A 23,610-nucleotide genomic window follows, 5' to 3' on the forward strand; every position below is an offset into this window, starting at 1 on the left:
AGGCCTCTTCTCAATCTTTACTTTAATCTCAGTCTGACTTTTAAACCGGCATCCTCATGATCTCCTGGTACGCCTCGACCGCCTTGTTGCGCACCTGGGTCAGCATCTGGAAGGAAATACTCGCCTTTTCCACCGCGAGCATCACCTCGTGCAGCCCCTTGCTCTCGCCGGTGGCGAGCCCCTGGATGGAGCGGTCCGCGGCGCCCTGCTGCTCGTTCACCTTGGAGACCATGTCCTCCAGGAACTTCCCGAAGCCGACGGTGGGGTTGCCCTGCGTCCCCTGGACACCCTGCGTCTCTTGGGCGGGAAAAGCCTGGGAGAGTCCGCCTACCTTGGTAAGTGCCGATATTTCCATGTATAACCTCCGTTACCTAGCGCAGCAGGTCGAGCGTCTTCAAAGCCATGCTCTTGGCTGCATTGGTTGCCGTTATGTTCGCTTCGTAGCTGCGGCTGGCCGTTATCATGTCGGCCATCTCCTCGACCACGCTGACGTTGGGATAGGCCACGTAGCCGTTGGCATCCGCATCCGGGTGCCCCGGCTCGTACTGCAGCCGCGGGGGACGCTGGTCCTCGTTGATCCGGGTCACCTGGACGCTCCTGGCCTCGTTGGCGCGGGAGAGCGCGGCGCCGAAGGAGTTCCCCTCCTTGACCGGAGTGGCGGTGAACACCGCGTCCTTGCGCCGGTACGGTCCCCCCTCCGCGGTCCTGGTGGAGTTGACGTTGGCCAGGTTGGAGGAGATCAGGTTCATCCTGGTGCGCTCGGCGCTGAGGGCCGAGGCGCTGATATCCATGGAAGTGAAAAAGTCCATTATAAGGTACCCCTTATGGCCTGCTTCAGTTCCTCGAACTTCTTGGTGAGGATCTGCACGCTGGCGTTGTACATGATCTGGTTCTCGGCCAGACGCCCCATCTCGGTCTCCACCTCGACGCCGTTGCCGTCGGGGGCCATGTTACGGGAGCTCACCTCGACCACGTCACCCTGCACCTTCTCCAGGGAGCCTGCCGAGGCCCCCTTGAGCGGGATGTGACGCGGATGGGTCACCGAACCGGCGCTCGGGCCCTGCTTCAGGGCGCTCTTCAACTGCCCCTCGAAGGAGAGGTCGGTGCTGGTATAGCCCGGCGTCTCCACGTTGGCGAGGTTGGCCGAGATCATGGTCTGGCGCTTCACCCTCAGGTCCAGGGTCTTGCCCAGAAGTTCAACGGTGGTCCCGAATAATCCTTGTACTGGCATCTCTTCCTCCTTGGTCGCCAAGCTGCAACAGCAAAAGGCGTACCACCCACGGCTGGCCCGTGTTATCGGCAGGTTACGCCGACGGGCGACGGCCGGGTCATCTTTTTGACAGTGTCAGGGGAGCTGACCGGCGATCTTCATGCGCCAGTTGAGGTCGTTGAGCGCCTCGGAGGCAAGCCGGCCCCAGGCCCCCCCGAGCCCGGCCGCCTTGTCCCAGCTCGCCCGGGCCTGGCGCACCTCGCCCAGTTGCAGCTGCAGCTCACCGGTCTTGTAGAGGAACTGGCCGCTCACCTCGCCGGAGGCGATGCTCCCCCCCACTTGGCAGGCCGCCAGGGCCCGCTGGTAATCCTTGCCGGCGGCAAGCGCCGTGGCCAGGGTGAAGTAGCCGTCCGGGAGGAACGGGTCGTCCCGTTTCGCTGCCGTCGTGAAGCGGGACAGGCTGCGCACCGCGCCGCCGTGGTCCTTGGCCGCCGCGAGTGCCTTGCCCAGGTAGTATTCGCTCTCCGGCAGCTGCGCCTTGGCACCCTTGCCCCCCAGGAAGGCAAGCTGCGCCGCCGCACCGGGAAGGTCGCCCCGCTCGAAGGCAAGGCGCCCCAACTGCTCGCGCACCCGCCCCAGGTGCGGGTCGCGGGGGAAGCGGGACAGGAAGTCGCGGGCGGTCGCCTCGGCCAGCGGCACGTTGCCCAGGGCGACGGCGTCGTCCACCATGCGCGCCACCAGGAAGGGTGCGCTGCCGCCGGCCCAGTTCTTCTGCTGCAGGTAGCCGAACAGCTCCAATTCTTTTGCGGTGGCGCCGCTCTTCTCAAAGGCCTGCGACACCCTCTCGGCGAAACCCGGGTCACCGAAGCAGCGGGCCAGATATTCCCGGTTGTCCAGGGCGAGCTGGACCAGCCCCTGGTCATTGCCTGCGGCGGCGGTCTCCTGGTACACGGGGAAGAGGATCTCCTCGCGCATCTTCTTGATGATGGTGCTGAAGATGCCGCGCGGGTAGCGCCGGTCGTAGGTAACCACGGTCTCCAGCGCCTCCTTGGGGGAGGCGTACAGGGAGAGGAGCAGCGTCATCTTGAACAGGGCCTCGTCGCGCGAGGCCGGGTCGCCCGGTTCCTGGTAGACCGCCTGGTACTTGGCCAAGAGTTCCCGGTAACGGTCGCGGGAGAGGGTGAACAGCTCGCGGTCGGCGAGCTTCAGGCGCGCCCTCCCCGCCGCGGGACTCCCGGCCGAGTAGACCACCACGCTGCGGTACATGGCCAGGGCCGCCTCTTTGTGACCGTTACGTTCGATGAGGTCCGCCAGGCGGTTCAAAAGCTCGGCCTGGTACGGGGTTCCCACGTACCGGTTCATGAGGCGCAGCAGCATGGCGCGGGCGGCGGGGAAGTTGCCGGTGCGGGCCAGCGCGTCGGAGTAGGGCTGCAAAAGCTCCGGGGCCTGCTCCAGGTACTGGGGCCAGAGGCCCTCCCCCTGCCGGAAATAGGAAAGGGCATCCTGGTGCCGCCCCAGCCGTTCCAGCGCCTCCCCGAGCCGGTAGCAGGCCAGCGCCTTGGGGGCGGTGGCCTTGTTGGTGAACATGGAGAAGACGTTGATGGCCTCCTCGGCCCGGTCGCGGTACAGGAGGCTTTCCCCCTGCTGGAACAGGAGCGCTTCCCCCTCGGGGAGGAGCCCCTTGAGCACCTTGCCGTCGGTGGGGGCAAAGGGGACCCCGCCGGGATCGGCATCGAAGTCGCGCACGAAGCGCTCGGTGCCGGAAAGGATCGGCGCGCGTCCCGGCGCGATGTCCACGCGCGCCGCCCGCTTCACCCCCGGCCCTATGTCCAGGGACAACACGCTCGGGTTGGCGCAGTCGACCACCTGGACCCCGGCGTCCGCCACGCGCAGCGGGATGGAGACGCTGAGCACGCCGCGCAGTTCCGACGTGGTGACGCCGGCCAGCTGCTTGTCGTTCAGGGAGCGCAGTTTCTTAAAGCTGGGGGAATCCGCGCCGCGCACCTCGAGCCTGACCCGCCCGGGGAGGGCCCGGAGCGTGTAGTCGGGGGGGGACTGGAAAGAGAGGTTGACCCTGGTGAAGCCTTGGTGGGGATACACCGCGATGCGCAACAGCCGGTTGTCCTGCTGCGCCAGGGCGCTGTGCGGCAGGGCGCAGGCGAGCAGTATGGTGACGAGCCCCAGGAAAAACCCCGGGCCGGGTATGCGCAGCGTAAAGGTCATGGGGGAGTACAAGGCAAAAGGCATGCCGTAGGGGCACGCACGAAGGCAGGCGCGCTAACCTATCGGGAGTACGGCATTTTATCTAGAGGGGAATTTTACGGGGCGCCGCTTGCGCGCCGGAGGGGGCCGGCCAGTCAAAAAAACGGAGCCCGGGGATGTTTTTTTGACTCGCCTGTCAGTGGTGCAGGATCTTCTCCAGCTTGTCGGCGAGTTCGTGCGGGGCGTAGGGGGGCATGATCACGCCCTTCACCCCCGCCTTGAGTGCTTTGAGCACCGCGGTGCGGGTCCACTCGGGGGCGGAGAGGAGCACGGCGCCGCCGCTTTTGTCCACCATGGGCACCACGCGCTTGCAGATGGCCAGGTCGCGGTCCGAGGTCTGCTTGAGGTAAATGAAGGCGGCGCGCACGTCGCCCTGGGCGAAGAGCCCGGGGAGGTCGGCCCCGAGCGGCGCGTCGATCAGGTTCAGGCCGCTGTCGGCGAGCCCCTGCACCAGTTCTTCGCGCCCCTGGTCGTCCCCCAGCACCAGGATCGACGGGAGCGGAGCGCTCTCCTCGGCCACCGCCTCGACCTCGGCGACTGCCTCGACCGCAGCCTCCTCGGGCTGCGGGTCGAAGAGGTTGGCCAGCGGGTGGGGGATCAGGATGTCCACCATGTTCATCTCGTGCCCCTCGATCTGCAGGGGGGCACGGTACATCAGGTACTCGCCGTCCGGGAAGGGGACCTCGTCGCTGAGCGGATCGGTGCCGGGAACGTACTTCTGCGGCGGGAGGAGCTTCAGATGCACCTTGTCCGGCAGGTTGGGCTGGAACACCGAGTTGAAGGAGCCGATGATCTGGTTGGCGATCTCGCCGAAGGCGTCCACGTCGTCCGGCTCCTGGATGGAAAGCCGGCGCTTCTCCTGGATCCTCGGCCCCGGGATGCCGAGCAGGATCGAACTCATGACGATGGTGTCGCCTAGCGAGAAGAGGAGGTAGAAGAAGCCGGGATACGCCTCGCGCGACTCCACCCCCACCACATAGATGGGATTGTCCTCGTCCCCAAGGTAGCTCTTGCGGTTCGTCTTGAGGACGTCGGAGGCGGCCACGGACATGGCCTGGCCCAGGAGCATGCTGCTCTCCTCCCCGGCCTGCTTCATGGCGGCGTCCAACATGGATTGTAGTTTTTCGAATGCAGCCATTACCGTACCGCCTAGACTTCCTTCCTGAGTTTCAAGCCGACCAGGAAGCGGTCACCCTCGTTGGTGAAGGGGATGATGACGCAGTCGCTGTCGGCCATGGAGTTGACCGTGTAGTCCTCGCCGGAGATGACGGTCGGGATGGAGAGGTTGATGTCCAGCCCCCCCTTGGAGAGGATCTGCTTCACGTAGCCACCGAGCATGTTGGCGATCTCGCCCAGGGCGTCGTTGACGTCCTCCCCTACCTCTTCCACGTCCATCCCCAGCATGTTGGAGGTGATCCGCAAGGCCAGGTGCTGCGGGCAGTGGATAGAGAGGATGCCGGTGTAAGTCCCCGCCAGGCCGACCATGCCGGTGACCGAGCAGTGGAACGAGGTGACCGGCTCCTTGAGGGGATAGCTGTCCTCCAGGGCCATCATCACCATGGTTTCGAACACCTCCTTGGTGGCGTTGATGACATAGGATGCCAGGTCCGCCTCCTCAAGGTGTGTCGCGGCTGCGATATCCTGGTTCAGGGACATCATAAAAGTCCTCCGAGCTTCTCGTTCAACTGGTCAGGCGTGAACGGCTTCTTGATGCTGTCACTGGCGCCGTTGCTGATCGCCTCTTTGAGTATGTCCTCGCCCCCCTCGGTAGTGATCATGACGATCGGGGTGTTGACCCCCTTGCCGCGGACGCACTTGATGAACTCCAGGCCGTCCATGTTGGGCATGTTGATGTCCGACAGGATCAGGTCGATGGTTTTCCCCTCCATGGTGGAGAGTGCCTCGATGCCGTCGCCGGCCTCGTAAATGTCGTCGATGGCGAGCCCCGCCTGGCGCAGGCTGCGGGAAATGATCTTTCTCATGGTCGAGGAATCGTCCACTATCAATACGTTGCCCATGCTGTTATCCTCCTTGGCTGTTAACTGTGCGCGCACAGGGCGGCTTATTTTTTTCTGCGGGCTTCAGCCCGTGACTGCCTAATCGGCGCTTAAGCGCGGGAACTTTAACTTAATCAGGACTTGAAGCTGCACCGGTCCTCGTGCAGCGGCAGGAGGACCGAGAAGCAGCTCCCCTTGCCGGCGCTGCTCTCGACGCGGATACTGCCGCCGTGCGCCTCCACGATCGCCTTGCTGATGGTGAGGCCGAGCCCGGTTCCCTTGAAGCCCTGGGCGCCCGAAGCGCGGAAGTACTTATTGAAGATGCGCGGCAGCTCGGTTTCCGGGATGCCGATGCCGGTATCGCTGACCCGGACCAGGAGGCAGCTGTCCTCGATGCTGCTGGTAACGCTGATGGTGCCGCGCCTGGGGGTAAATTTCACCGCGTTGCCGATGAGGTTGGCGAAGACCCGGGTGATCTGCTTGGCGTCCAGCTCCAGTGGCGGAAGGCCGTCGCAGAGTTCGCTCAGGAAGTAGGAGCCGTGCACCGCGGCCTCCTGTTCGCCGTCGCGGCAGCACCCCTCCAGGAGGGCACGGGCGTCGCAGGGCTGGCGGTCGATCTGCAACAGCCCCGCCTCCAGCCGGTAGGCGTCCAGCACGTCGTCGATCATGGAGAGCATCTTGACCGCGCTCTTGTCCATCTCCTTCACGAACAGGTGCAGCGAGGGGTCCATCTTCGATGGCATCTCACCCATGAGCGCCTGCATGTACCCCATGATGACGGTGAGCGGCGACTTGAGGTCGTGGGTCATCATGGCGACGAATTCTTCCCGCTGGCGTTTTTCACGCTTGTCGTTCGTGATGTCGCGCAGTTGGTACAGTTCCCCTTCCGGTGCGGCCCCGCCCAGGGGGGTGGAGCGGACCTGGATCACGGCGCCGTCGATGCTGACTTCAACCGGCTCGTCCCGGGGGTTCTCGCTGAGCACCCGGTAGATCGGGGTCCTGAGCGGGAGCATGTCCACCCGCTTGCCCAGCACCTTGGCACGCTCGACGTGCAGGATATCCTCGGCCCTGCGGTTGACGAAGAGCACCGTACCGCCGGCGTCGAGATAGACCGCTCCGCAGTCGACCTCCTCCAGCAGGCGCGCCGCCAGATTTTCGCGTTCCTCCTGCATGCCACCTCCAGCTTCAAAGCCCTGTTTTTGCTTATCGGAAACTGTCTGCATAGCTTGAGCCAAAAGAACTGCAAAAGTTTACCAAAGAGAGGCGGAATGGGAATTATGGGAGGGATGGGAATTTTTGGGAGTAATGGGAAAACGGGAGATTTCCCAGGGGGTGCTTGGCGCGAGGGAGCTCTGCGGGGGGTATGCCCCCTCCCCCGGAGGGGGAGGGTTGGGGAGGGGGAAGGGCGACTAGCGACCACCCAACTGCAGCGGCAGGTGGTTGTTGTACCAGCCGACGATGCCGTCGGTCATGTTGTACACCTGCCGATACCCTTTCGAGGCCAGGAAGCTGGCCGCGGTGGTGGAACGGGCGCCTACCGCGCAGTACACCAGCACGGGGCGGTCACGGGGGACTTCCTGCACCCGCCGGTTCAACTCCCCCAGCGGGATCAGCTGCGCCCCCTTCAGGTGCGCCTGGCGATACTCGTCCGGGGTGCGCACGTCGAGCAGCACCATCTTGGGGGTCTTGGCCAGCAACGCCTGGGCCTGCTTGGAGGTGACGTTGGCGGGCTCGACGGCCAGGGAAAGGGAAGCGGTCAACAGCAAAACAGAAAACAGCATGGCGATAATTCTCATGTCTTAAACTCTCCTTGCGAAGTAACTAATCGACTTCGAGTACATACCCCACCTGCATGGCCTTGAACCCGCCCGGAAAGGCGGTGGCAAGCCGCGCGGCGGCATGGAACCCGGTGCAGTGCCCGGGACAGATCTTCTTCAGCCCGTAGCGCTTCAGGGCCTTGATGGTCGCGTCAATCTGGGTCTGCGGCGAGAAGGCGAGATGGCATCCCCCCACCACACCGTACACCTGCTCCACCCCGGTCTGCTGCCGCGCGAACTCCAGGGTGTTGACCACGCCGGCATGGCAGCAGCCCAGCAGCAGCAACAGTCCCTTCTCGGTCACGATGACCAGGGACTGGTCATCGGTCACTCGGTCCCGTTGGCAGCCCTCTTCGTCGCAGAAAAGGCCCGCGTCCCCCTCCTCGAAGCCGGTGCTGCGCGGCACCTCGCCGGTCAGGAAGACGCCGGGGAGCACCTCGCGAAAGGCGTCGCTGTAGGAAAAGCTCGCCCCGAGCCCGGTGAGGAACTCCTCGGAGTACGGAACGCCGACCGAGCGCGTGCTCCCCTCGCGCAGCACGTAGCGCCGCGTGAAAATGTCGGGGTGCGCCAGTATCTTCTTCGGACCTGCCGCCTGCAATAGCGGCCACAGCCCCCCGGCATGGTCGTAGTGCCCGTGGGAGAGCACCACCTGGTCCACGCTCTTCAGGTCCACGTTCATGCGCTGGGCGTTGTGCAACAGGGTGTGCCCCCCGCCGGTGTCGAACAAAAGCGACTGGTTGCCCGCCTGCACCAGTGCGGCAAAGCCGTGCTCCCCCAGGGTGCCGGAGATGGCCCCGGCAGTGTTGTCGCAGAGGACCTTGATGCGGCAGATCATTTGCGGCACTCTGCCGGCGGCAGCTTGGGCACGCCCAGCTTGTCCAGGATGGTCATCATCGGGCACCAGTTGGTGAATCCGGACTGAAGCAGGTTGAGGCCGATGAAGGCGGTGAACCAGAGCCAGCGCGGGTCGTGGTAGTGGGCCAGCGCCAGGGAAATAAGAGTGAAGGTGCCGGCAATCAGTCTCAACAGTCTGTCGATGTACATAGGAACCTCCGTTTGCTAAAGCGGATTAGTGACCATCTTCCGCCGGTAAAAGTCCCCCTTGTCAAAGGGGGATTTAGGGGGATTTGATCTCGTTCCCAAGGTCCGCCTTGGGAACGCAAAGCCTCTCCGAAGTTCCAACTTCCCTCGGATGCAAAGCTGGAGCTTTGCGCCATATGGGGTTCCCAAGCTGGAGCTTGGGAACCAGGAAAAATTACCCGCCCTTGGGGCGGCAGCTAGCGGGCAGATAAACGCTAGTCGCTTTTCTGCATCACCCTTTCTGCTGCAGCAGTTCGGCCACCTTGCCCGCCGTGTTGGCGGTGAATTCGACGCAACGCTTCTTGCCGTCGGCGGTGAGGGCCTTGCAGCAGGTGACGCGGTACTGATCCTTGAACCAGTGGTGCAGTTCCTTGGTGAGCGCTGCGGCCGCCTTGCGGTCCTTGACCACCAGGCCGATGGCCATGGTGCCGCCGGCAACCGCGCCGCAGATGCAGCCGGCGCCGGAACCGCCGCCGAAACCGGAAGCCAAGTGCACCAGCTCGTCGCCGGCCTCGGGCAGGAACTCGTTCTTCACCGCGGCCAGCACCGCCTCGGCGCAGTGCATCTTGCCGGAGCGGTAGAACCCTTCCGCCTCGTTGGCCACCTTCTCGGCCACCGACTCGCCGTTCACTTTTTCAGCAACATTCTTTCGCAACCAGAACACTAAAACCTCCTAGAGACAGATTAAGACTGAGGTTGAGGTTAAGAAAACCTCCACCGGCCTTAACCGTCGCATGCATGCTAGCTTTTTTTCAACCTAAACCTGGAGCTCAACCTGTTTTTTGTGCTTCTCCTTCCAGGACTGCACCATGAAATACAGGATCGGAATGGTGATCCTGGAAAGCGTGGTGGAGGCGATCTCGCCGCACATCATGGCCAGCGCGAGCCCCTGGAAGATCGGGTCGAACAGGATCACGAAACTCCCCACCACGACCGCCGCCGCGGTGAGCAGCATGGGACGGAAACGGACCGCACCGGCGTCGATGATCGCCTCGTCCAGCGCCATCCCCTCGCGGCGCCGCAGCTCGGCGAAGTCGATCAGGATGATGGAGTTCCGGACGATGATGCCCGCCAGGGCGATGAAGCCTATCATACTGGTGGCCGTGAAGAAAGCCCCCATGATGGCGTGCCCGGGCAGGATGCCGATCAGGGTGAGCGGGATGGGCGCCATGATCACCAGCGGCGTGGTGAAGTCCCGGAACCAGGCCACCACCAGCACATAAATGAGCACCATGACGGCGGCGAAGGCGGCGCCCAGGTCGCGGAAGACCTCGTAGGTGATGTGCCATTCGCCGTCCCACTTGATGCCGGGACGCTCCTCGCTCCAGGGCTGGGTCGCCGCGCGCTGCTCGATGCGGTAACCGCCCGGTAGCGGGATGTTGTCGATATCCTTGTGCATCTTGAGGATGGCGTAGACCGGCGCCTCGATTTTACCCGCGACGTCGCCGATGACGTAGACCACGCTCTTCATGTTCTTGCGGTACAGCGACTTCTCCTCCACGCCGCGCACCACGCGCACCAGTTCGGAGAGCGGCACGTTCCCCTTGCTGCCGGCCACGTAGATCGAAGAGAGCGAGGAGACGTCGCTGCGGGAGCCGACCGGCAGGCGCAGGTTGATCCGGATCGGTTCCTTCTCCTGCGGTACGTGCAGCAGCCCGACGTCCGTCCCCCCCACCGCCAGCTTCAGGGTCTGCACCACCTGGGCGGCGTCCACGCCGGAAAGGGCCGCCTTCTCCCGGTCCACCTGGAAGCGCAGCGTGGGCTGATCGTCCTCCTGGTACCAGTCGACGTCGACCACGCCCTGCGTATTCCGGAAGATGTCCCGGATCTTGCGGGCGATGTCCACGCGGCTTTGCTGGTCCGGGCCGTAGACTTCCGCGACCAGGGTGGAGAGGACCGGCGGTCCCGGCGGAATCTCGGCTACCTTGAGCCGGGCGCCGTAACGGTCGGTGATCCCCTTCAAGGTCGGCCGGATCCTTTTGGCTATGTCGTGCGACTGGCTGCTGCGCTCGTCCTTGCTCTCCAGGTTGACCTGGACCTCGGCCACGCTCGGCCCCTGGCGCAGGTAGTAGTGGCGCACCAGCCCGTTGAAGTTGAAGGGAGAACTGGTGCCGACGTAGCTCTGAAAGTCTGTCACCTCGGGCACCTTCCGGAGCGCGTCACCGAGTTCGGCCACCATGCGCGCGTTCTCCTCGAGCGTCGTCCCTTCCGGCGCATCCACGATCAGCTGCAGCTCGCTCTTGTTGTCGAACGGGAGCATCTTGACCGTCACGGCTTTGAAGTAGATCAGCGAACAGGAGAGGAGCAGGAGCACCACCACCATGGCGAGGAAGCCGTGGCGCACCTTGGTATCGTGCAGCAGCCGCCCCATCATGCGCCGGTAGAAGCGGGTCATCCAGGTCTCTTCCGGGGCCGCCTCGGTGCCGTAGTGCGACTCCCCCTTCATGAAGCGGTAGGCGAAGTAGGGGGTGACGATGAGCGCGATCAGGAGCGAGAAGACCATTGCCATCGAGGCGCCGACCGGGATTGGGCGCATGTAGGGGCCCATGAGCCCCCCCACGAAGCCCATCGGAAGGATGGAGGCGATTACCGCGAGGGTGGCCAGCATGGTCGGGTTGCCGATCTCGTCCACCGCCCGGACCGCCGCCTCCAGCGGCTTGAAGGTGGTCGTCGTGAAGTAGCGGTGGATGTTCTCCACCACCACGATGGCGTCGTCCACCAGGATGCCGATGGAGAAGATGAGCGCGAACAGCGTGATCCTGTTCAGCGTGTAGCCGATCCGGTTGAAGATGAACATGGTGAGCGCAAGCGTCACGGGGATCGCGATCGCTGCCACCGCGCCCGCGCGCCACCCCATGAAGACGGCGATCAGGATGGTGACCGAGATGGCCGCCAGGAACATGTGGAACAAGAGCTCGTTGTTCTTATCCTTGGCGGTCTCGCCGTAGTTCCTGGTGACCGTGACCTGCATCTCCGAGGGAATCAGCTTCCCCTTCTGGAACTCGACCCGCTTCAGGAGGTCCTCGGCCACCCAGGTGGCGTTGGCCCCCTTCCGCTTGGCGATGGCGATGGTGACCGCCGGGTAGTCCGCGGCGCCACCCTTCAAATCTTTGTGTGCTGCGGCCGGCCCGAGGCCGAAGAAAACGAAATCCTTCGGCTCCTGCACCCCGTCCGTCACCGTGGCGACGTCGGAGAGGTAGACCGGACGGCCGTCCTTGACGCTCACCACCAGGCGGCTGGCATCGGCCGGGTCGGAGATGAAGCCGCCGGCTTCCAGGCTGTACTCGCGGTTGCCCAAGGCGAAGGTGCCGGCCCGCTGCGACACGTTCCCCTTCTCCAGCGCCCCCATCACCGCCAGCGGCGTGAGCCCGTAGGAGGCGAGCCGGGCCGGGTCGAGCTGCACCTTCAGTTCGCGCGACAGCCCCCCTTTGATCTCCGAGTGGGCCACGTTGTCCACCTTCTGCAGGTCGTCGCACAGCTCACGTGCCACGCGGCGCAGGGCGTTGTGGTCGTAGCGGTCCGACCAGAGGGTGAGCGAGAGGATCGGGACGTCGTCGATCGATTTCGACACCACCAGCGGCTCCCCGGCGCCCGGCGGGAGGAGGTTGCGGTTGCTCATCACCTTGTTGTAGAGCTTGACCAGGGAGTCTTCCATGCTCTCGCCCACCAGGAAGCGGACCGTGATGATGCCCATCCCCTGACGGCTGGCGGAGTAGATGTACTCGACGCCGTTGATCTCCCAGATCTTCTTCTCGAAGGTGGTCACCACCCGCTCCTCGACCTCCTTCGGGGAGGAGCCGGGCATGGGGAGGTAGATGTCCACCATGGGGACCACGATCTGCGGCTCCTCCTCGCGCGGCGTCGCGATGACCGAGTAGAGCCCGATCAGGAGCGAAGCCGCCACGATGAGCGGCGTCAGCTTGGAATCTATGAAAGCGCGGGCAATCCTCCCCGCGAAGCCGAGGTTGTTCATGAAGTTCTCCGCCTACTGCACCTTGGCGCCGTCTACCATCTTGTCGATACCTGCCGTGACCACCTTTTCGCCGGGGGCGAGGCCGGAGAGGATCTCCACGCGTCCGTCCTGGGCGCGCCCCGGTTTCACCAGGCGCAGGCGGGCGAGCCCCTCGGGGGACACCACCCACACCGAGGTGAGCGAGGAACGCTGCACCACCGCATTCGCCGGAACCGATACCCCCTTGCGAGAACCGGTCTTGAAAAAGGCCTTGCCGTAGCTGCCGGAACGAAGCCCCTTGGAGGGGAGATCGACCTTTACGGTGAAGGTGCGGGTGGCGGGATCCACCACCGGGACCACCTCGGAGACGCGGCCGGTCGCCGGCGCCCCCTCGACCGCGATGCTGATCTGGTCGCCTGCCTTCACCTTGCCCAGGAGCGTCTCCGGAGCCGCCACTTCCAGCCGGAACCCTTGGTCACCTTCGACGGTCATGAGCGGCGTACCGGGGAAAACGGTCTGCCCCGCCTCGACCTGCTTGGCCACCACCACACCCGAGAGGGGGGATACCACCCTGCCGTAGCCGGCGACGGCACCGGCGGCCTGCGCGCCATGCCGCGCCTGGGCCAGGCGCGCCTGCGCCCGAGCCACACCCTCAGCCGCCACTTCCTGCTCGGTCTTCCTGGTGTCGTATTCCTGGCGGGTCACCGCCTGCTCGGCGAAGAGTCGGGAATAACGGTCGAATGTGACGTCCGCGAGCTTCTTCTGCGCCTGCGCCTCGGAAAGGGCGCGCGCCGCCTCCTCGACACCGGACGCCGCGCCGGCCGCTGCGGCACCGCTTTCCACCGCCTCGATGGAAACCAGCACTTTCCCCTGCCCGACCCGGTCACCTTCGCGGACAAAGACCCGGCTCACGCTGCCGGGAATGCGGGCCGCGATCTGGGCGCTGTTGCGCGCCCGCACCGTGCCGACCGCCTCCTGGAGGTCAGGGAGATCCTCTGCCGCGAGGGTCTGCACGGTGACGCCGGTCACCACCGGCGGCGGGGCCGGGGCCGCGCTGTGCCCTTCCTTCTTACCGCACCCGAAGCCGCTTGCTATGACGAGGGCAACCAAAGCCGCCCGGTAGGTTCTCATTGCAGTACCTCCTTCACAAATACGCCGGTGCGGAAATAGATCTCTCCCGTCGCGGCATGGAAGCCGTTCTCGACCTCCACCAGGTTGGCGCGGGCCTGGGTGAGTGCGCTTTCCGCGTCCATCACCTCCACCAGGGAGGAGAGGCCGTTGCCGAAACGCAGTGTCACCAGGCGCCGGCTCTCCTCGGCATCCCGCACCGCGGACTGCGCGCTCTCCAGTCTCAGGCGCGCCTCCTGGCGGTGCAGCACGCTCTCGGTCACCTGCAGCGCCACTTCCCTGCGCTCGTTTTCCAGCAGTTCCGCCGCGCCCTGGCGCGCGAGTTCCGCCTTCTTCTTGTCGTGAGAGCGCTTACCGCCATCGAAGAGGTCCCAGCGCAGGTTGACGCCGACGGTCCAGGAATCCTTGTCAGTCCCGAGCGGCAGGTCGCGGTCATTGATCTGGTAGCTCCCCCGCGCGTACAGGGTGGGGAGATAGGCATTTCTGGCCTGCCTGACCGCCAGCTCACCGCGCTGCTCAGAATTCTCGGCCAGCTTCAGGTCGGCACGGTTCTGACGCGCCAGGGCGATCAGTTGCTCCAGCTCCTGCACGGGCTCCGCGAGTTTCGGGGGTTCCGCCACGTCCAGCGGCTCTCCCTGGGCGCCCCCCACTACGAGGTTCAGCCTTAGGCGTGCAAGCAGCAGGTCGTTTTTGGCCGAGATCACGCGCTGCTCCGCCTGGGCCACCGAGGTCGCCGTGCGCAGCCGGTCCGATTTCAGGCCGATGCCGTCCTTCTCGCGCACCGCCGCCAACCGGTCGTGCTCCCGCGCGTTCAGAAGCGCCTGGTCGGCCACGTCACGGTAGGCCAGCGCCTTGCGCACCCCCAGGTAGGCCAGGTAGACGCGGAAGGCGATCTCCTCACGCTTCGCCTCTTCGACCAGGGTTGCCGCCTCGGATCCCTTGCCGGCCAAAGCCACACCGGTGGCGATGCCGAAATCGAGCAGCGGCTGCTCCAGCGTTACGGCGCTCTTGAAGTCGCCGCGCGGGGAAGGATTGTTCAGCGTGTCGGCAGCGAAGTCCTTGCCGGGGTTGATGCGCCCCTCGTCCAGCTTCATCATGAAGACCGTGCTCGGGGTATTGGAGAGGACCGCACCGCTTTCCAGCGCCACGCGGGGGAGGTAACGGCTCCGGCTGGCGGCCACGTCCTGCTCCGCCGCGCCGCGCTCCAGTGCGGCGGCCTTGAGCAGGTGGTTGCTCTGCAGGGCGCGCTGGACCGCCTCCGGCAGCGTGACCACCTCGCCAAAGGCGGGGGCCGCATACGATGCGGCCAGCAGAGCTATGAGCGGTAGCAACCTGTGATTCACCCGGAAACCTCCTTGCCGGTACAGTCAGAATATCGAATCGAGATATATTCGGATTCTTATATATATTCAGACGTCGCAATTGTCAAGGTAATAACGGTATAAGCACCACTTCAAAACCTTTTCCGAGACAGGAATTTTAACACTTAGAGACGACACGCGCCGTCTCACATGAAAAAAAAGGCGCGCCCCTTTTCAGGAGCGCGCCGTGAGTTGCATCGGAACCGCCGTGAGACCGGTCGTCACGCGGAGGCCTGGTTGAGCAGGTAGCGCCCCACCCAGTGCTTGGAGAACTGCATCGCGGTACGGCCGCAGCGCTTGGTCTTGTCGTGCGACCACTGGATCGCGTCCAGCTCCAGTTCTTTGCTCCAGGGGATGCTCACCTTGCGGGCCTTCGCCTCGCGCTCGACGCACTGGCGCACCGCGTCGAGGTAGCGGTCCTGGGTGAAGACGTGGAAGGCTACCCAGAGGCCGAAACGGTCGGAGAGGGAGACCTTCTCCTCCATCGCCTCGCTCTCCTGCAGTTCGCCGTTCACGTACTTGCCGCCCAGGAGGTCGGTGTTGTACTGCGGCAGCAGGTGGCGCCGGTTGGAGGTGACATAGATCAGCACGTTCTCCGGGGCCGAGTACACCGACCCGTCCAGGGCGCTTTTCAGCATCTTGTAGGAGAGTTCGCCGATCTCGAAGGTGAGGTCGTCGCACAAAAGGATGAAGCGGTAGGGCTGGTCTTCGACCGCGCTGAAGATCTCGGAAAGGTAGATCAGGTCTTCCTTCTCCACCTGGATCACGCGCAGTCCCTCGGCGGCGTATTCGTTCAAGAGCGCCTTCACCATGGAGGACTTGCCGGTGCCGCGCGAGCCCCACAGCAGCGCGTTGTTGGCCGGGAGCCCCTTCAGGAACTGGCGCGTGTTGTACACCATGATCTCTTTCTGCTTCTCGCAGCCCAACAGGTCGTCGAGCCTGGTCTGGTCGGTGACCTTGACCGCCTCCAGGTATCCAGAGAAGGAATGACGGCGCCAGTTGGCGGCGGGGCAGGTGGCCCAGTTGACGGCCTTGACCGCCTTGGGGAGCAACATTTCGACAGAGCTCAGCACGCGCTCGAGCTGGGCTACGACCTCCGGTTTCAGATTCAGCATGTACTTTTCCGTCCTCTGTGTGGTGGGCTCCGAACCGGCAGTTTGTTCTGATGAAACACCCATGCCTAAGTAACCCCTGGTAATTTTGTTAAATCTGTATACGTTATCGGAGAGCCTGCTGTCAAATTAAAACAATGTGTCAATTGCAGTTGCGCCGGTTCTCGCACAGCGCCCATGCGGTCGCTCCGGGGAGCAGGATTCCGGCCCGCGCCAGGGCGATCATCAGGGCATTGTCCCAGGTCAGGAGCTTGGCGACCAGTGCGCCCAGCAGGCGGCCGCCACGCCAGCGCCCCCGGTCCCGCACCCTGCCCCAGTGGTAGAGCCGGGAGGACAGGAACCTCGGAATGAGCAGCGAGCCGAACAGGTACCCGGAACTGACCACGACCAGCCCGGCGCTCCAGGCCAACTGCTCCACCTGCCGCAGCCGATAGCGCCGATAGTGGCCGCGGAACCAGTCATGACCGCTGTAGAGCGCGTCGAAGGCGGGGACGGTGACCAGGACGCGCCCCTTGGCGGCAACGTGCTGCCGCACCACCCGCTTCAGATAGCCCCGGTCGTCCTTGACCCGTTCCAGTACGTCCACGATGAGGGTCAGGTCGTAGCTGTTTCTTGCCGGCGGAAGGTCTCGCCCGTAGCTGATCCCGGGTTCCGCCTCCAGTTCGTTCAGGCGCGCCTCGGGAAGGTCCGGATCGACCGCCGCCACCTCCTTGCGCGAGAGCCGGCCGAAAACGGTGCGGCACAGGTAGCCGTCGCCGCAGCCGACGCCGAGCACCTTTACCCCTTCGTGGAGCGTGTTGGCCAACAGCTGGGCCAGCGCCCCGGCCCGCGCCATCTCCCAAGGATGCCTGGAGGAGGCCTCGTCCCTTTCACCAGCGCCCATGACTAGTACCTCATCTCGCACGCGATACCTGCGCCCCCCGCGATAATAAGCGGGCGGAACGAAAGTCCCTTGATGACGGAGTTACTGCCTGATTTTTCTGGTTTCGGCTTCTCAAGGTCGTTGTAGTGCAGCAGGCGGGGGAGCAGGTATCCGGAAAAGAGGCCGATGGCGGCCCCTGCCATCACGTCGGTGGCGTAGTGGTGGTCGGCCATGATGCGGGCGATACCGTCGGCAGCCGCGAGTCCCATGCCGGTCCAGCAGGCGGTCCGGTCGGCATCGGGATCGTGGTAGAGCTCTTGGTACTGGTGATGGTTGCAGACCAGCCCGGCTCCGGTAAAGGCGAAGGCGACGTGGCCGCTGGGCATGCTCCGGTTGGGAGCATCCCCTTCACAGGCGCCGTTTCTGCAGTTGCGCACGAAGGGTTTTTCCCGCGCCACCAGGTTCTGCAGCAGGGAGGAAACGAATGAGGTGAAGGCGAAGGATTCGAGGTTGACCACCTCGGTCTGCCACAGGGTATCCCAGGCGCCGTCACGAAGGCCCAGGGTGGCAAAGGAGTCGAGCACCGGCGCTGCTATCATGCCGTACATCAGTGCGTCACCGACATCGTGCGCCACCTCGCGGGCGCCCCTCGAGTGCAGGCGCAGGGCGTCGCGCACGGCTTCGTCAAAACCGTTGGTCCCCTTCCACTTCGGCTCCGGATCGCCATGCGCGCTTTCCACGTAGATGGCCCCTGCCCCCAGGACGGCGACGCCAACGTATTCCGGGATGCCGGCCCGGTGCCAGCGCCAGGTGGGCGGCGGATCTTGCGCGCTGATGCGCGGGTCGCCGGTGGCGGCCGGGCCACCGGCGCTCGAACCGGCAGCGCCGTCGGGGCGGATCAGGAAGTCGTCGTCCTCTACGGAGGTGGACTCAGCGGCGGCAAGCTCAGTTGGCGATGGCAGCTTTCCCCACCCCCCAGCCCCCTCCCGCAAGGGGAGGGGGGGAAGGGTAGATTCAGCCAGGGCATGTTCGGAAGGGGTATAACTCGCGGATTCGAAGTCGGGGGACCACGGCAACGACGGCTCATGCCCTGCCAAAGCTGAGGCGGGAACAAAATCCTGGCAATGCCGGAATGCGGGTGCGGTGGAGTAGTCGGCAGCGGCTGCCGCGGATGCGGGGCTGCCTAGAAAAAGCAGGAGGGCGATCGCGCTATAGGTCACGGTGTAATGAGCCATAGGCGAAATTAAAGATCATTAACCACACGTTGTCAAACGGTGCTGCTACTGCGGAGCGGGCTCCAATTCGCCGGTGTGGCTAAGCCAGGCAAAAGAGAGGGCCAAGAGGTCGGCCACGCCTCCCATGGTGAGGTTGCGGCTTACGTAGTGCTCGTTGCGCTGGGACAGAAATCTCATGAAGTCGTCGCGCTGCTCGACCAAAAGCTCCAGCGCCCGGCCGTCCTCGTTGACCGTGGCCAGCCCTTCCCTGCCACAGCGATGCAGCGCGGTGGTGTCCTCCACCGTGGCCATCAGGCGTCCCAGCATGGCGTACACCGCGCTTCCCCTGTTGCCCGCGGCGAGCTCGCGGCGAAACGCGGGGAGCGCCTCCCGAAACAGCGCCGGGAGCCCGTCCATGGCCTCGCCCCTGATGCCGCGGGCGCCGTAGCTGTCGCAGGCGCGGCTGCCGTTACTTTTCTCCTGCTGTTCCCGGTCGAACAGTCGGGCGGCGATGTCGGCGACCGCTGCGCTCAATGCCGCCTCCCCTCCCCCTCCGGACCGGGCGGCCGCGGTCAGCAAAAGGCCGCTCAGGAAGATGTACCCCTTGTGGCAGTTGGTGCCGGCGTGCTCCAGCATGGCCGCTTCGGCCTCGATTCCCAGCCGCACCTGCGCCGCAAGTTCCTCGCCCTGCGCCAGCGAGTCGGCCAGCCGGCCAAGATAGTCGGAGACCACTGCGAGGGAAGCTTCCATGCGGTTGATGGAGAGGTCGTGATGGGAGCCGGGATCGTTCAGGTCGACAAGCCCCGGCTTGGGGGTCAGGTAGAGTTCGAGGAAGGCGCCGCGCACCAGGTTGTCGGCCAGCCGCCTCAATTCAGATGGCATCGATCACCGCCCGTGCCTTCAGCACCAGTTCCTCGGTGCAGTGCCGCTTGGCATGAATGCAGGCGAGGGCAGGCTCGCGGCAGATCAGGCAACTGCGGGGGGCGATGTCCAGCTCGGCGCGACCGACCTGGCGGCCGGCATGGTCGTAGACGTCGAGGTCCAGAAGCCGCCCGGCCGGATGCATGGCCTCCAGCGCCATACCCAGCCGCTTCACCTGCGTCGCCTGGAGTCGGGTGCGGTACAGGGCGAAGGGCCCCAGGGCATCGGCACCGGAGAAGGCCGGGGTCACCTTGAGGGCGGAGAGGAGTTCCTTTTCGCCCCAGGCAAAAAGCCGGTCCGCGTGCGGCCCGGTCTTCTCCGCCCCTGGCAGGTTCAGCGACAGCATCACCGTGGCCGGGAACGGGGTCGGGAACAGCCCGTCCAGAAGCTCCTGGCGCCGGTCCCGGGCGGCCAGGAGGCTATTCCTTAACGCGTCTGACGACATCGATGATGCTCCCGTCCCGATACTCGATCACCGCCACAACCTCGTCTTCGAACTCCAGGGGACGCGGCGTGCCGGTCACCCGGCAGATTTCCCGCTGCAGCTCGGAGATATCCTTCACCGGGAGCTTCCTCCGGATCAGCTCCTCCTTCAGCTCGGCGTGCTTCTCGTTCACGGCGATGCCGCGCTCGGTGACCACCACCCCGATGGTCTCGCCCGGCGTGGTGATGGTGGTGACCCGGTCCCTGACGATGGGGAGCCGCCCGCGGATGGAGGGGGCGACGATGATGGAGAGCTTGGCGCCGGCCGCGGTGTCGGAGTGCCCGCCGGTGTTGTGCAGCAGGTAGCCGTTGGACTCGGTGTTCACGTTGACGTTGAAGGAGGTGTCCACCTCGGTGGCGCCGAGGATGACGCAGTCGAGCCGGTTCACCACCGCCCCGGCGTTGAAGGGGTTGGCGTACATGTCGGCGCTGATCTCCTGGTGGGCGCGGTTCCTGCCGATGGACTGCACCGCCTCCTGGTCGAAGCACTGCACGTCCATGAGGGCCGAGAAGAGCCCCTCTTCCAGCATGTCCACGAAGTAGCCGGTGATGCCGCCGCAGCCGAAGCTCCCCTTGATGGAGCCCTTGCGCATGGCGTTACGCACCTTTTCGGCCACGGCCAGCGAGATGCCGCCCGAGCCGGTCTGGAAGGAGAAGCCGTCCTGCAAAAGGCCCGAAGCCTCGATCACCTGCGAGGCATAGCTTGCGATCTGCAGGCCGACCGGGTCGGTGGTGACGCGGGTGGTGGTGGAGACGATCTTGGCCGGGTCGCCGAGCCGGTCCACGACCACCACGTAGTCCACCAGGGTCTGCGGGATGCTGATCGGGACTACCGGGAAGGGGACCAGGTTGTCGGTGACCGCGACGACGCAGGAGGCATAGGTGGCGTCGATCTGGGCGTACCCCAGGCTGCCGCAGGCCGAGGGGCCATAGTAGCCGTTCATGTTGCCGAACTCGTCGCAGCACGGCGCCGCGATGAAGGCGACGTCGATGTGCACGCTCCCCTCGATGACCGAGCGGGCGCGCCCGCCGTGAGTGCGGACCACGATGGGGCAGGCGATCTCCCCCTTGGTGGCCATTTCGCCGATCAGGCCGTTGACGCCGCACTGGAAGCCGGCGATGACGCCACTCTTGATGTGCGGGATGATCTCGGCATGTACCGGATGTACCGAGGAGGAGGCGATCCAGATCCCCTTGAGCCCCATCTCCGCGATCTCGGCCACGATGCGGTTCAAAAGGAAATCGCCGTTTCGGAGGCTGTGGTGGGTGGCGATGGTCATGCCGTCCTTCAGCCCGCTCGCCTCGATCGCCTCCCGCAGCGAGGAGAGGCGCTTGTTGTGCCCCGGGTTGACCCGCTTCATGGGGCGGGCCGCCACCAGTCCCTGCGGCCGGATGGCGTAGGGGTCGCCGTACGGGATGAGCGGTTGCCCCGCGTAGCTTTCCGGGATCTCCCGTCCCAGGCTATTGAGCGCCATGTATCGCCTCCTCGTCGATCAGGGTGTCCACCATGCCGTGGGCGTAGGCGGTGCGCAGCACGCGGGCGGCGCGCTTCACCACCGGGGCGTCCACCATCTTGCCCCCCAGGGCGATGACGCCGGTGCCCAGCTGGCGCGCCCTCTGGATCGCCTCGATGACCTGCAGGGCGTACTCCACCTCGTGCTGCTTGGGGGCGAAGACGTCGTGCACCACCTCGATCTGGCGCGGGTTGACCAGGCACTTGCCGGTGTAGCCGAGCCTCTTGGCCAGCTCGGTCTCGGCCCGGAGCCCCTCCATGTCGGAGACGTCGGCGAAGATGGTGTCCACCGCCTGGATCCCCTTGGCCTTGGCGGCCCAGAGTACCCGGGTGCGAGCGTTGAAGAGTTCCTCGCCGCCGCGGCTTCTCTCGATCTCCATGCTGGCGGTGTAATCCTCGGCGCCGAAGGCAAGGGCGAAGATGCGCTCGGAGCTGTTGGCGATGCCGACGGCGTTGATGACGCCCAGCGCGCTCTCCAGCGACGGGAGGATGCCGAAGCGGCCGATCTCCACCTCCAGTTCCTCCTCGAACTCGGTCAAAAGCGTATCCAGCCGCTCCACGATCTCCGGGGTGTCCGCCTTGGGGAGCCGGATGCCGTCGGGCATGGCGGGGAGCACCACCTTCAGGTCCTCATAGCCCCACTTGGTGTCCAGCGGGTTGATGCGCACCAGCAGTTCCTTGTTGCGGTCGGTGTAGTTCATGAGGAAGCGCTTGACCAGGTGGCGTGCCGCGTCCTTTTCGGAGAGGGGCACCGCGTCCTCGAGGTCGATGATGACGCTGTCGCAGTTGAAGATGGGGATGTTCTGGAGCATGGAGGGCATGTTGCCCGGGACGTAAAGCAGGGAGCGTCGCAGCTTGAAGCCGGCCATCAGGGCGCCTCCTCGTCGATGTAGATGGTGGGGATCCCCCCGACCTTGGAAACGTGGCGCTCGACGCCGGAGACGTCCAGCTCGGTGAGCACGATCTCGCAGGTGGCAAAGACCTCGGCGTCGTAGAGATGCCCTCCGACGACCTCGCCCGAAGATTTGGACATGATGATGTGGAAGTGGCAGTCGAGGAGGTCATCCTCGCCGGGGACGATGTTCCCCTGCAGCCCCAAAAGCTCGCAGGGCCCCTCGATGTCGTGGATGGTGACCCGCGGCGTGGTGATGGGAAGCTTGGCGCCGGTCTTGATCCCGCGCAGGCGCACGTTCTTGACGCTGCCCAGCGCGGAGACGATCATGGCGTAGCGCACGTCAGTCAGGTGGGCGAACTGCAACAACCGGGTGGTGAGGCTTTCCCCCGGCGTGATCTTGATGATGAAGCGCCTGCCGTTACTGCACTCCTTGTACCAGAGACCTTCCATTTACCCCTCCGTTGCCCGCATGATCGCCGTCTCCAGGCGCGCCTCGATGGCGTAGTCCAGCGCTCCGCGGTCGGTGATGCGCACCTCTCCCGCCTCGACGCCGTGCTTTGCCAGCACCTCGTCGACCTTGGCCCGGATCAGCGCCCCGAACTGCTTCAGGACCGTCGACTCTATGGTCACGTTCAGCGTCTCGGCCGGCTCCAGGAACACCATCAGGTCGCTGGACTGCATGGTCCCGGCCTGCGCCTTCTTCACGATCTTCATCTAGCTCCTCCCTTGTCCCAGATCTTGATCCCCTCGCTGGAAAGGAGGAAGTCCAGGGTGCTGACCGGCACCAGTTCCGCGATCCCCTCCAGTTCGCCGCGCAGCAGCATATCGCGCACGCGGGAAGCGGAGATCGGGTGCTGGTCCGCGTTCTTTCTCTCTATCTCGCGCACCTCGATCCCCAGGGGGGGAAGAATGCGGTGCATGGCCTCGTTGTAGGCGGCGGTGGTGCCGCACAACGGCTCGCTCCCGACGAACCGGGTCTTCACCTGGAAATGCGGCGCGATCCGCTGCGCGAAGAGCGTGAGGTCGAGTTCCATCTGGATGGCCCCGCCGGGGTCCCCGTCTTTGAGGAAATAGGTCGGGAAGGTGATGCTGGAGATGGCGTACCACGAGGTATCGACCACGGTGACGTTGGCGAGATCGGCGGTGCCGTCCTGCACCATGCGCATGCGGGCGCCGAAGGGAAACAGGGAGCGTTCCTCGCGCACCACGAAGAGGAAGAGCTGGTCCACGGCGGCCGCGGCCTGCTCCACCAGGTAGCGATGTCCCAGCGTGAATGGGTTGCAGTTGGCGACGATGGCGCCATTGTTGCCGGGATGGACCAGGCGGGTGAAACGGGCAAGGTAGCGTTTGAGGCCGTCGCCGTACTCGAGGAGCGCGGTCTTGCCGGAGGCCGCCAGCAGGTGGAAATTGAGCGTCTCGAAGTTGGGTGCCAGGGCGGGCGAGGTGAAGACGAAAAAGGAGTCCACCCCCTCCTGGTAGCCGCGTCCGACCAGTTCGGTGACCACCTCGTCCAGGAGGGTCCCCCCCTGGTGCGACGGCGCTACCGCCAGCATCTTCAGGGTGCGCCCCTGCCTCGCGCCGACCGCGACCAGGCGCCCGGCTTCGAAGATGCCGACCATGTCGTCATAGGGAGTCTCGAACTGCAGGCCGGTTGCTTCCAGAAGGGCACGGGCCTGGGTGAGATCATCGCTGGAAAGAAGAGAAGTAACCATCCGCAAAGACTAGCACTAAACAGTTGTAAACGTAACCGCGTATACCAAATTTTCCTTGCTCTCTTCCTCCCCGTCGCTGACTGCAGGACAG

At 64.9% G+C, this 23,610-nt stretch carries 25 protein-coding genes; all 25 read right to left on the minus strand.

The genetic code is table 11. The annotated features are described in order from the left end of the window. Nucleotides 1-40: 40 nt before the first annotated feature. Nucleotides 41-355, minus strand: coding sequence for a flagellar hook-basal body complex protein FliE (gene fliE / locus JFN91_RS16325; protein ID WP_199390253.1), 315 nt, complete (start codon nt 353-355; stop codon nt 41-43). Between the two features lie 16 nt (nt 356-371). After that, on the minus strand, nt 372-809 hold the full coding sequence (gene flgC, locus JFN91_RS16330; protein ID WP_199390254.1) for a flagellar basal body rod protein FlgC: 438 nt from the start codon (nt 807-809) through the stop codon (nt 372-374). Then, entirely contained in the window at nt 809-1,231 is a 423-nt protein-coding gene (gene flgB, locus JFN91_RS16335) for a flagellar basal body rod protein FlgB (protein ID WP_199390255.1), read from the minus strand. Before flgB ends, flgC begins: the two co-directional genes overlap by 1 nt. A 114-nt stretch (nt 1,232-1,345) precedes the next feature. Then, on the minus strand, nt 1,346-3,457 hold the full coding sequence (locus JFN91_RS16340) for a tetratricopeptide repeat protein (protein ID WP_236015222.1): 2,112 nt from the start codon (nt 3,455-3,457) through the stop codon (nt 1,346-1,348). 151 nt (nt 3,458-3,608) lie between these two features. After that, nucleotides 3,609-4,610: a response regulator gene (locus JFN91_RS16345; protein WP_199390256.1), complete on the minus strand. Its 1,002-nt coding sequence runs from the start codon at nt 4,608-4,610 to the stop codon at nt 3,609-3,611. Between the two features lie 11 nt (nt 4,611-4,621). Beyond that, complete coding sequence (locus tag JFN91_RS16350; protein WP_371877586.1) at nt 4,622-5,131, minus strand: chemotaxis protein CheX; 510 nt, start codon at nt 5,129-5,131, stop codon at nt 4,622-4,624. Next, nucleotides 5,128-5,490: a response regulator gene (locus tag JFN91_RS16355; RefSeq protein WP_183350178.1), complete on the minus strand. Its 363-nt coding sequence runs from the start codon at nt 5,488-5,490 to the stop codon at nt 5,128-5,130. The genes JFN91_RS16350 and JFN91_RS16355 overlap by 4 nt, the downstream gene beginning before the upstream one ends. A gap of 113 nt (nt 5,491-5,603) precedes the next feature. Continuing rightward, nucleotides 5,604-6,641 (minus strand): sensor histidine kinase, encoded by a 1,038-nt coding sequence (locus tag JFN91_RS16360; protein ID WP_199390257.1) that lies wholly within the window; start codon nt 6,639-6,641, stop codon nt 5,604-5,606. A 237-nt stretch (nt 6,642-6,878) separates the two neighbouring features. Continuing rightward, nucleotides 6,879-7,265, minus strand: a complete 387-nt coding sequence (locus JFN91_RS16365; RefSeq protein ID WP_199390258.1) for a rhodanese-like domain-containing protein — start codon at nt 7,263-7,265, stop codon at nt 6,879-6,881. A gap of 25 nt (nt 7,266-7,290) precedes the next feature. Continuing rightward, nucleotides 7,291-8,121, minus strand: coding sequence for an MBL fold metallo-hydrolase (locus JFN91_RS16370; RefSeq protein ID WP_199390259.1), 831 nt, complete (start codon nt 8,119-8,121; stop codon nt 7,291-7,293). Beyond that, on the minus strand, nt 8,118-8,330 hold the full coding sequence (locus tag JFN91_RS16375; RefSeq protein ID WP_199390260.1) for a YgaP family membrane protein: 213 nt from the start codon (nt 8,328-8,330) through the stop codon (nt 8,118-8,120). Before JFN91_RS16375 ends, JFN91_RS16370 begins: the two co-directional genes overlap by 4 nt. A 268-nt stretch (nt 8,331-8,598) precedes the next feature. Then, nucleotides 8,599-9,030 carry a C-GCAxxG-C-C family protein gene (locus JFN91_RS16380; protein ID WP_199390261.1) on the minus strand — a complete coding sequence of 144 codons (432 nt, stop codon included), beginning with the start codon at nt 9,028-9,030 and terminating at the stop codon, nt 8,599-8,601. A 93-nt stretch (nt 9,031-9,123) separates the two neighbouring features. Further along, on the minus strand, nt 9,124-12,339 hold the full coding sequence (locus JFN91_RS16385; RefSeq protein ID WP_199390262.1) for an efflux RND transporter permease subunit: 3,216 nt from the start codon (nt 12,337-12,339) through the stop codon (nt 9,124-9,126). 12 nt (nt 12,340-12,351) lie between these two features. Continuing rightward, complete coding sequence (locus JFN91_RS16390) at nt 12,352-13,449, minus strand: efflux RND transporter periplasmic adaptor subunit (RefSeq protein WP_199390263.1); 1,098 nt, start codon at nt 13,447-13,449, stop codon at nt 12,352-12,354. Beyond that, nucleotides 13,446-14,789, minus strand: a complete 1,344-nt coding sequence (locus tag JFN91_RS16395; RefSeq protein ID WP_199390264.1) for a TolC family protein — start codon at nt 14,787-14,789, stop codon at nt 13,446-13,448. The genes JFN91_RS16390 and JFN91_RS16395 overlap by 4 nt, the downstream gene beginning before the upstream one ends. Before the next feature lie 239 nt (nt 14,790-15,028). Then, nucleotides 15,029-15,922 carry an ATP-binding protein gene (locus JFN91_RS16400; RefSeq protein WP_199390265.1) on the minus strand — a complete coding sequence of 298 codons (894 nt, stop codon included), beginning with the start codon at nt 15,920-15,922 and terminating at the stop codon, nt 15,029-15,031. A gap of 139 nt (nt 15,923-16,061) precedes the next feature. After that, nucleotides 16,062-16,802: a class I SAM-dependent methyltransferase gene (locus JFN91_RS16405; RefSeq protein ID WP_199390266.1), complete on the minus strand. Its 741-nt coding sequence runs from the start codon at nt 16,800-16,802 to the stop codon at nt 16,062-16,064. Between the two features lie 2 nt (nt 16,803-16,804). Continuing rightward, nucleotides 16,805-17,857: a phosphatase PAP2 family protein gene (locus tag JFN91_RS16410; protein ID WP_199390267.1), complete on the minus strand. Its 1,053-nt coding sequence runs from the start codon at nt 17,855-17,857 to the stop codon at nt 16,805-16,807. A gap of 204 nt (nt 17,858-18,061) precedes the next feature. Next, on the minus strand, nt 18,062-18,877 hold the full coding sequence (locus JFN91_RS16415) for a triphosphoribosyl-dephospho-CoA synthase (protein ID WP_199390268.1): 816 nt from the start codon (nt 18,875-18,877) through the stop codon (nt 18,062-18,064). Continuing rightward, complete coding sequence (locus tag JFN91_RS16420; protein WP_199390269.1) at nt 18,867-19,361, minus strand: citrate lyase holo-[acyl-carrier protein] synthase; 495 nt, start codon at nt 19,359-19,361, stop codon at nt 18,867-18,869. The genes JFN91_RS16415 and JFN91_RS16420 overlap by 11 nt, the downstream gene beginning before the upstream one ends. Beyond that, on the minus strand, nt 19,336-20,874 hold the full coding sequence (gene citF / locus JFN91_RS16425) for a citrate lyase subunit alpha (RefSeq protein ID WP_199390270.1): 1,539 nt from the start codon (nt 20,872-20,874) through the stop codon (nt 19,336-19,338). Before citF ends, JFN91_RS16420 begins: the two co-directional genes overlap by 26 nt. Continuing rightward, the gene (locus JFN91_RS16430; RefSeq protein ID WP_199390271.1) at nt 20,861-21,781 is read right to left on the minus strand and encodes an HpcH/HpaI aldolase/citrate lyase family protein; all 921 of its coding nucleotides are present in this window, start codon (nt 21,779-21,781) and stop codon (nt 20,861-20,863) included. The genes citF and JFN91_RS16430 overlap by 14 nt, the downstream gene beginning before the upstream one ends. Continuing rightward, a complete protein-coding gene (locus tag JFN91_RS16435) occupies nt 21,781-22,257 on the minus strand; it encodes a PPC domain-containing DNA-binding protein (RefSeq protein ID WP_183350207.1) in 477 nt (158 codons plus the stop codon). Before JFN91_RS16435 ends, JFN91_RS16430 begins: the two co-directional genes overlap by 1 nt. Further along, nucleotides 22,258-22,521 (minus strand): citrate lyase acyl carrier protein, encoded by a 264-nt coding sequence (gene citD / locus JFN91_RS16440; protein ID WP_199390272.1) that lies wholly within the window; start codon nt 22,519-22,521, stop codon nt 22,258-22,260. Beyond that, on the minus strand, nt 22,518-23,519 hold the full coding sequence (gene citC, locus JFN91_RS16445) for a [citrate (pro-3S)-lyase] ligase (RefSeq protein WP_199390273.1): 1,002 nt from the start codon (nt 23,517-23,519) through the stop codon (nt 22,518-22,520). Before citC ends, citD begins: the two co-directional genes overlap by 4 nt. Nucleotides 23,520-23,610: the final 91 nt, after the last annotated feature.

The sequence above is a fragment of the Geomonas anaerohicana genome (genome assembly GCF_016458305.1).
Taxonomy (GTDB): domain Bacteria; phylum Desulfobacterota; class Desulfuromonadia; order Geobacterales; family Geobacteraceae; genus Geomonas; species Geomonas anaerohicana.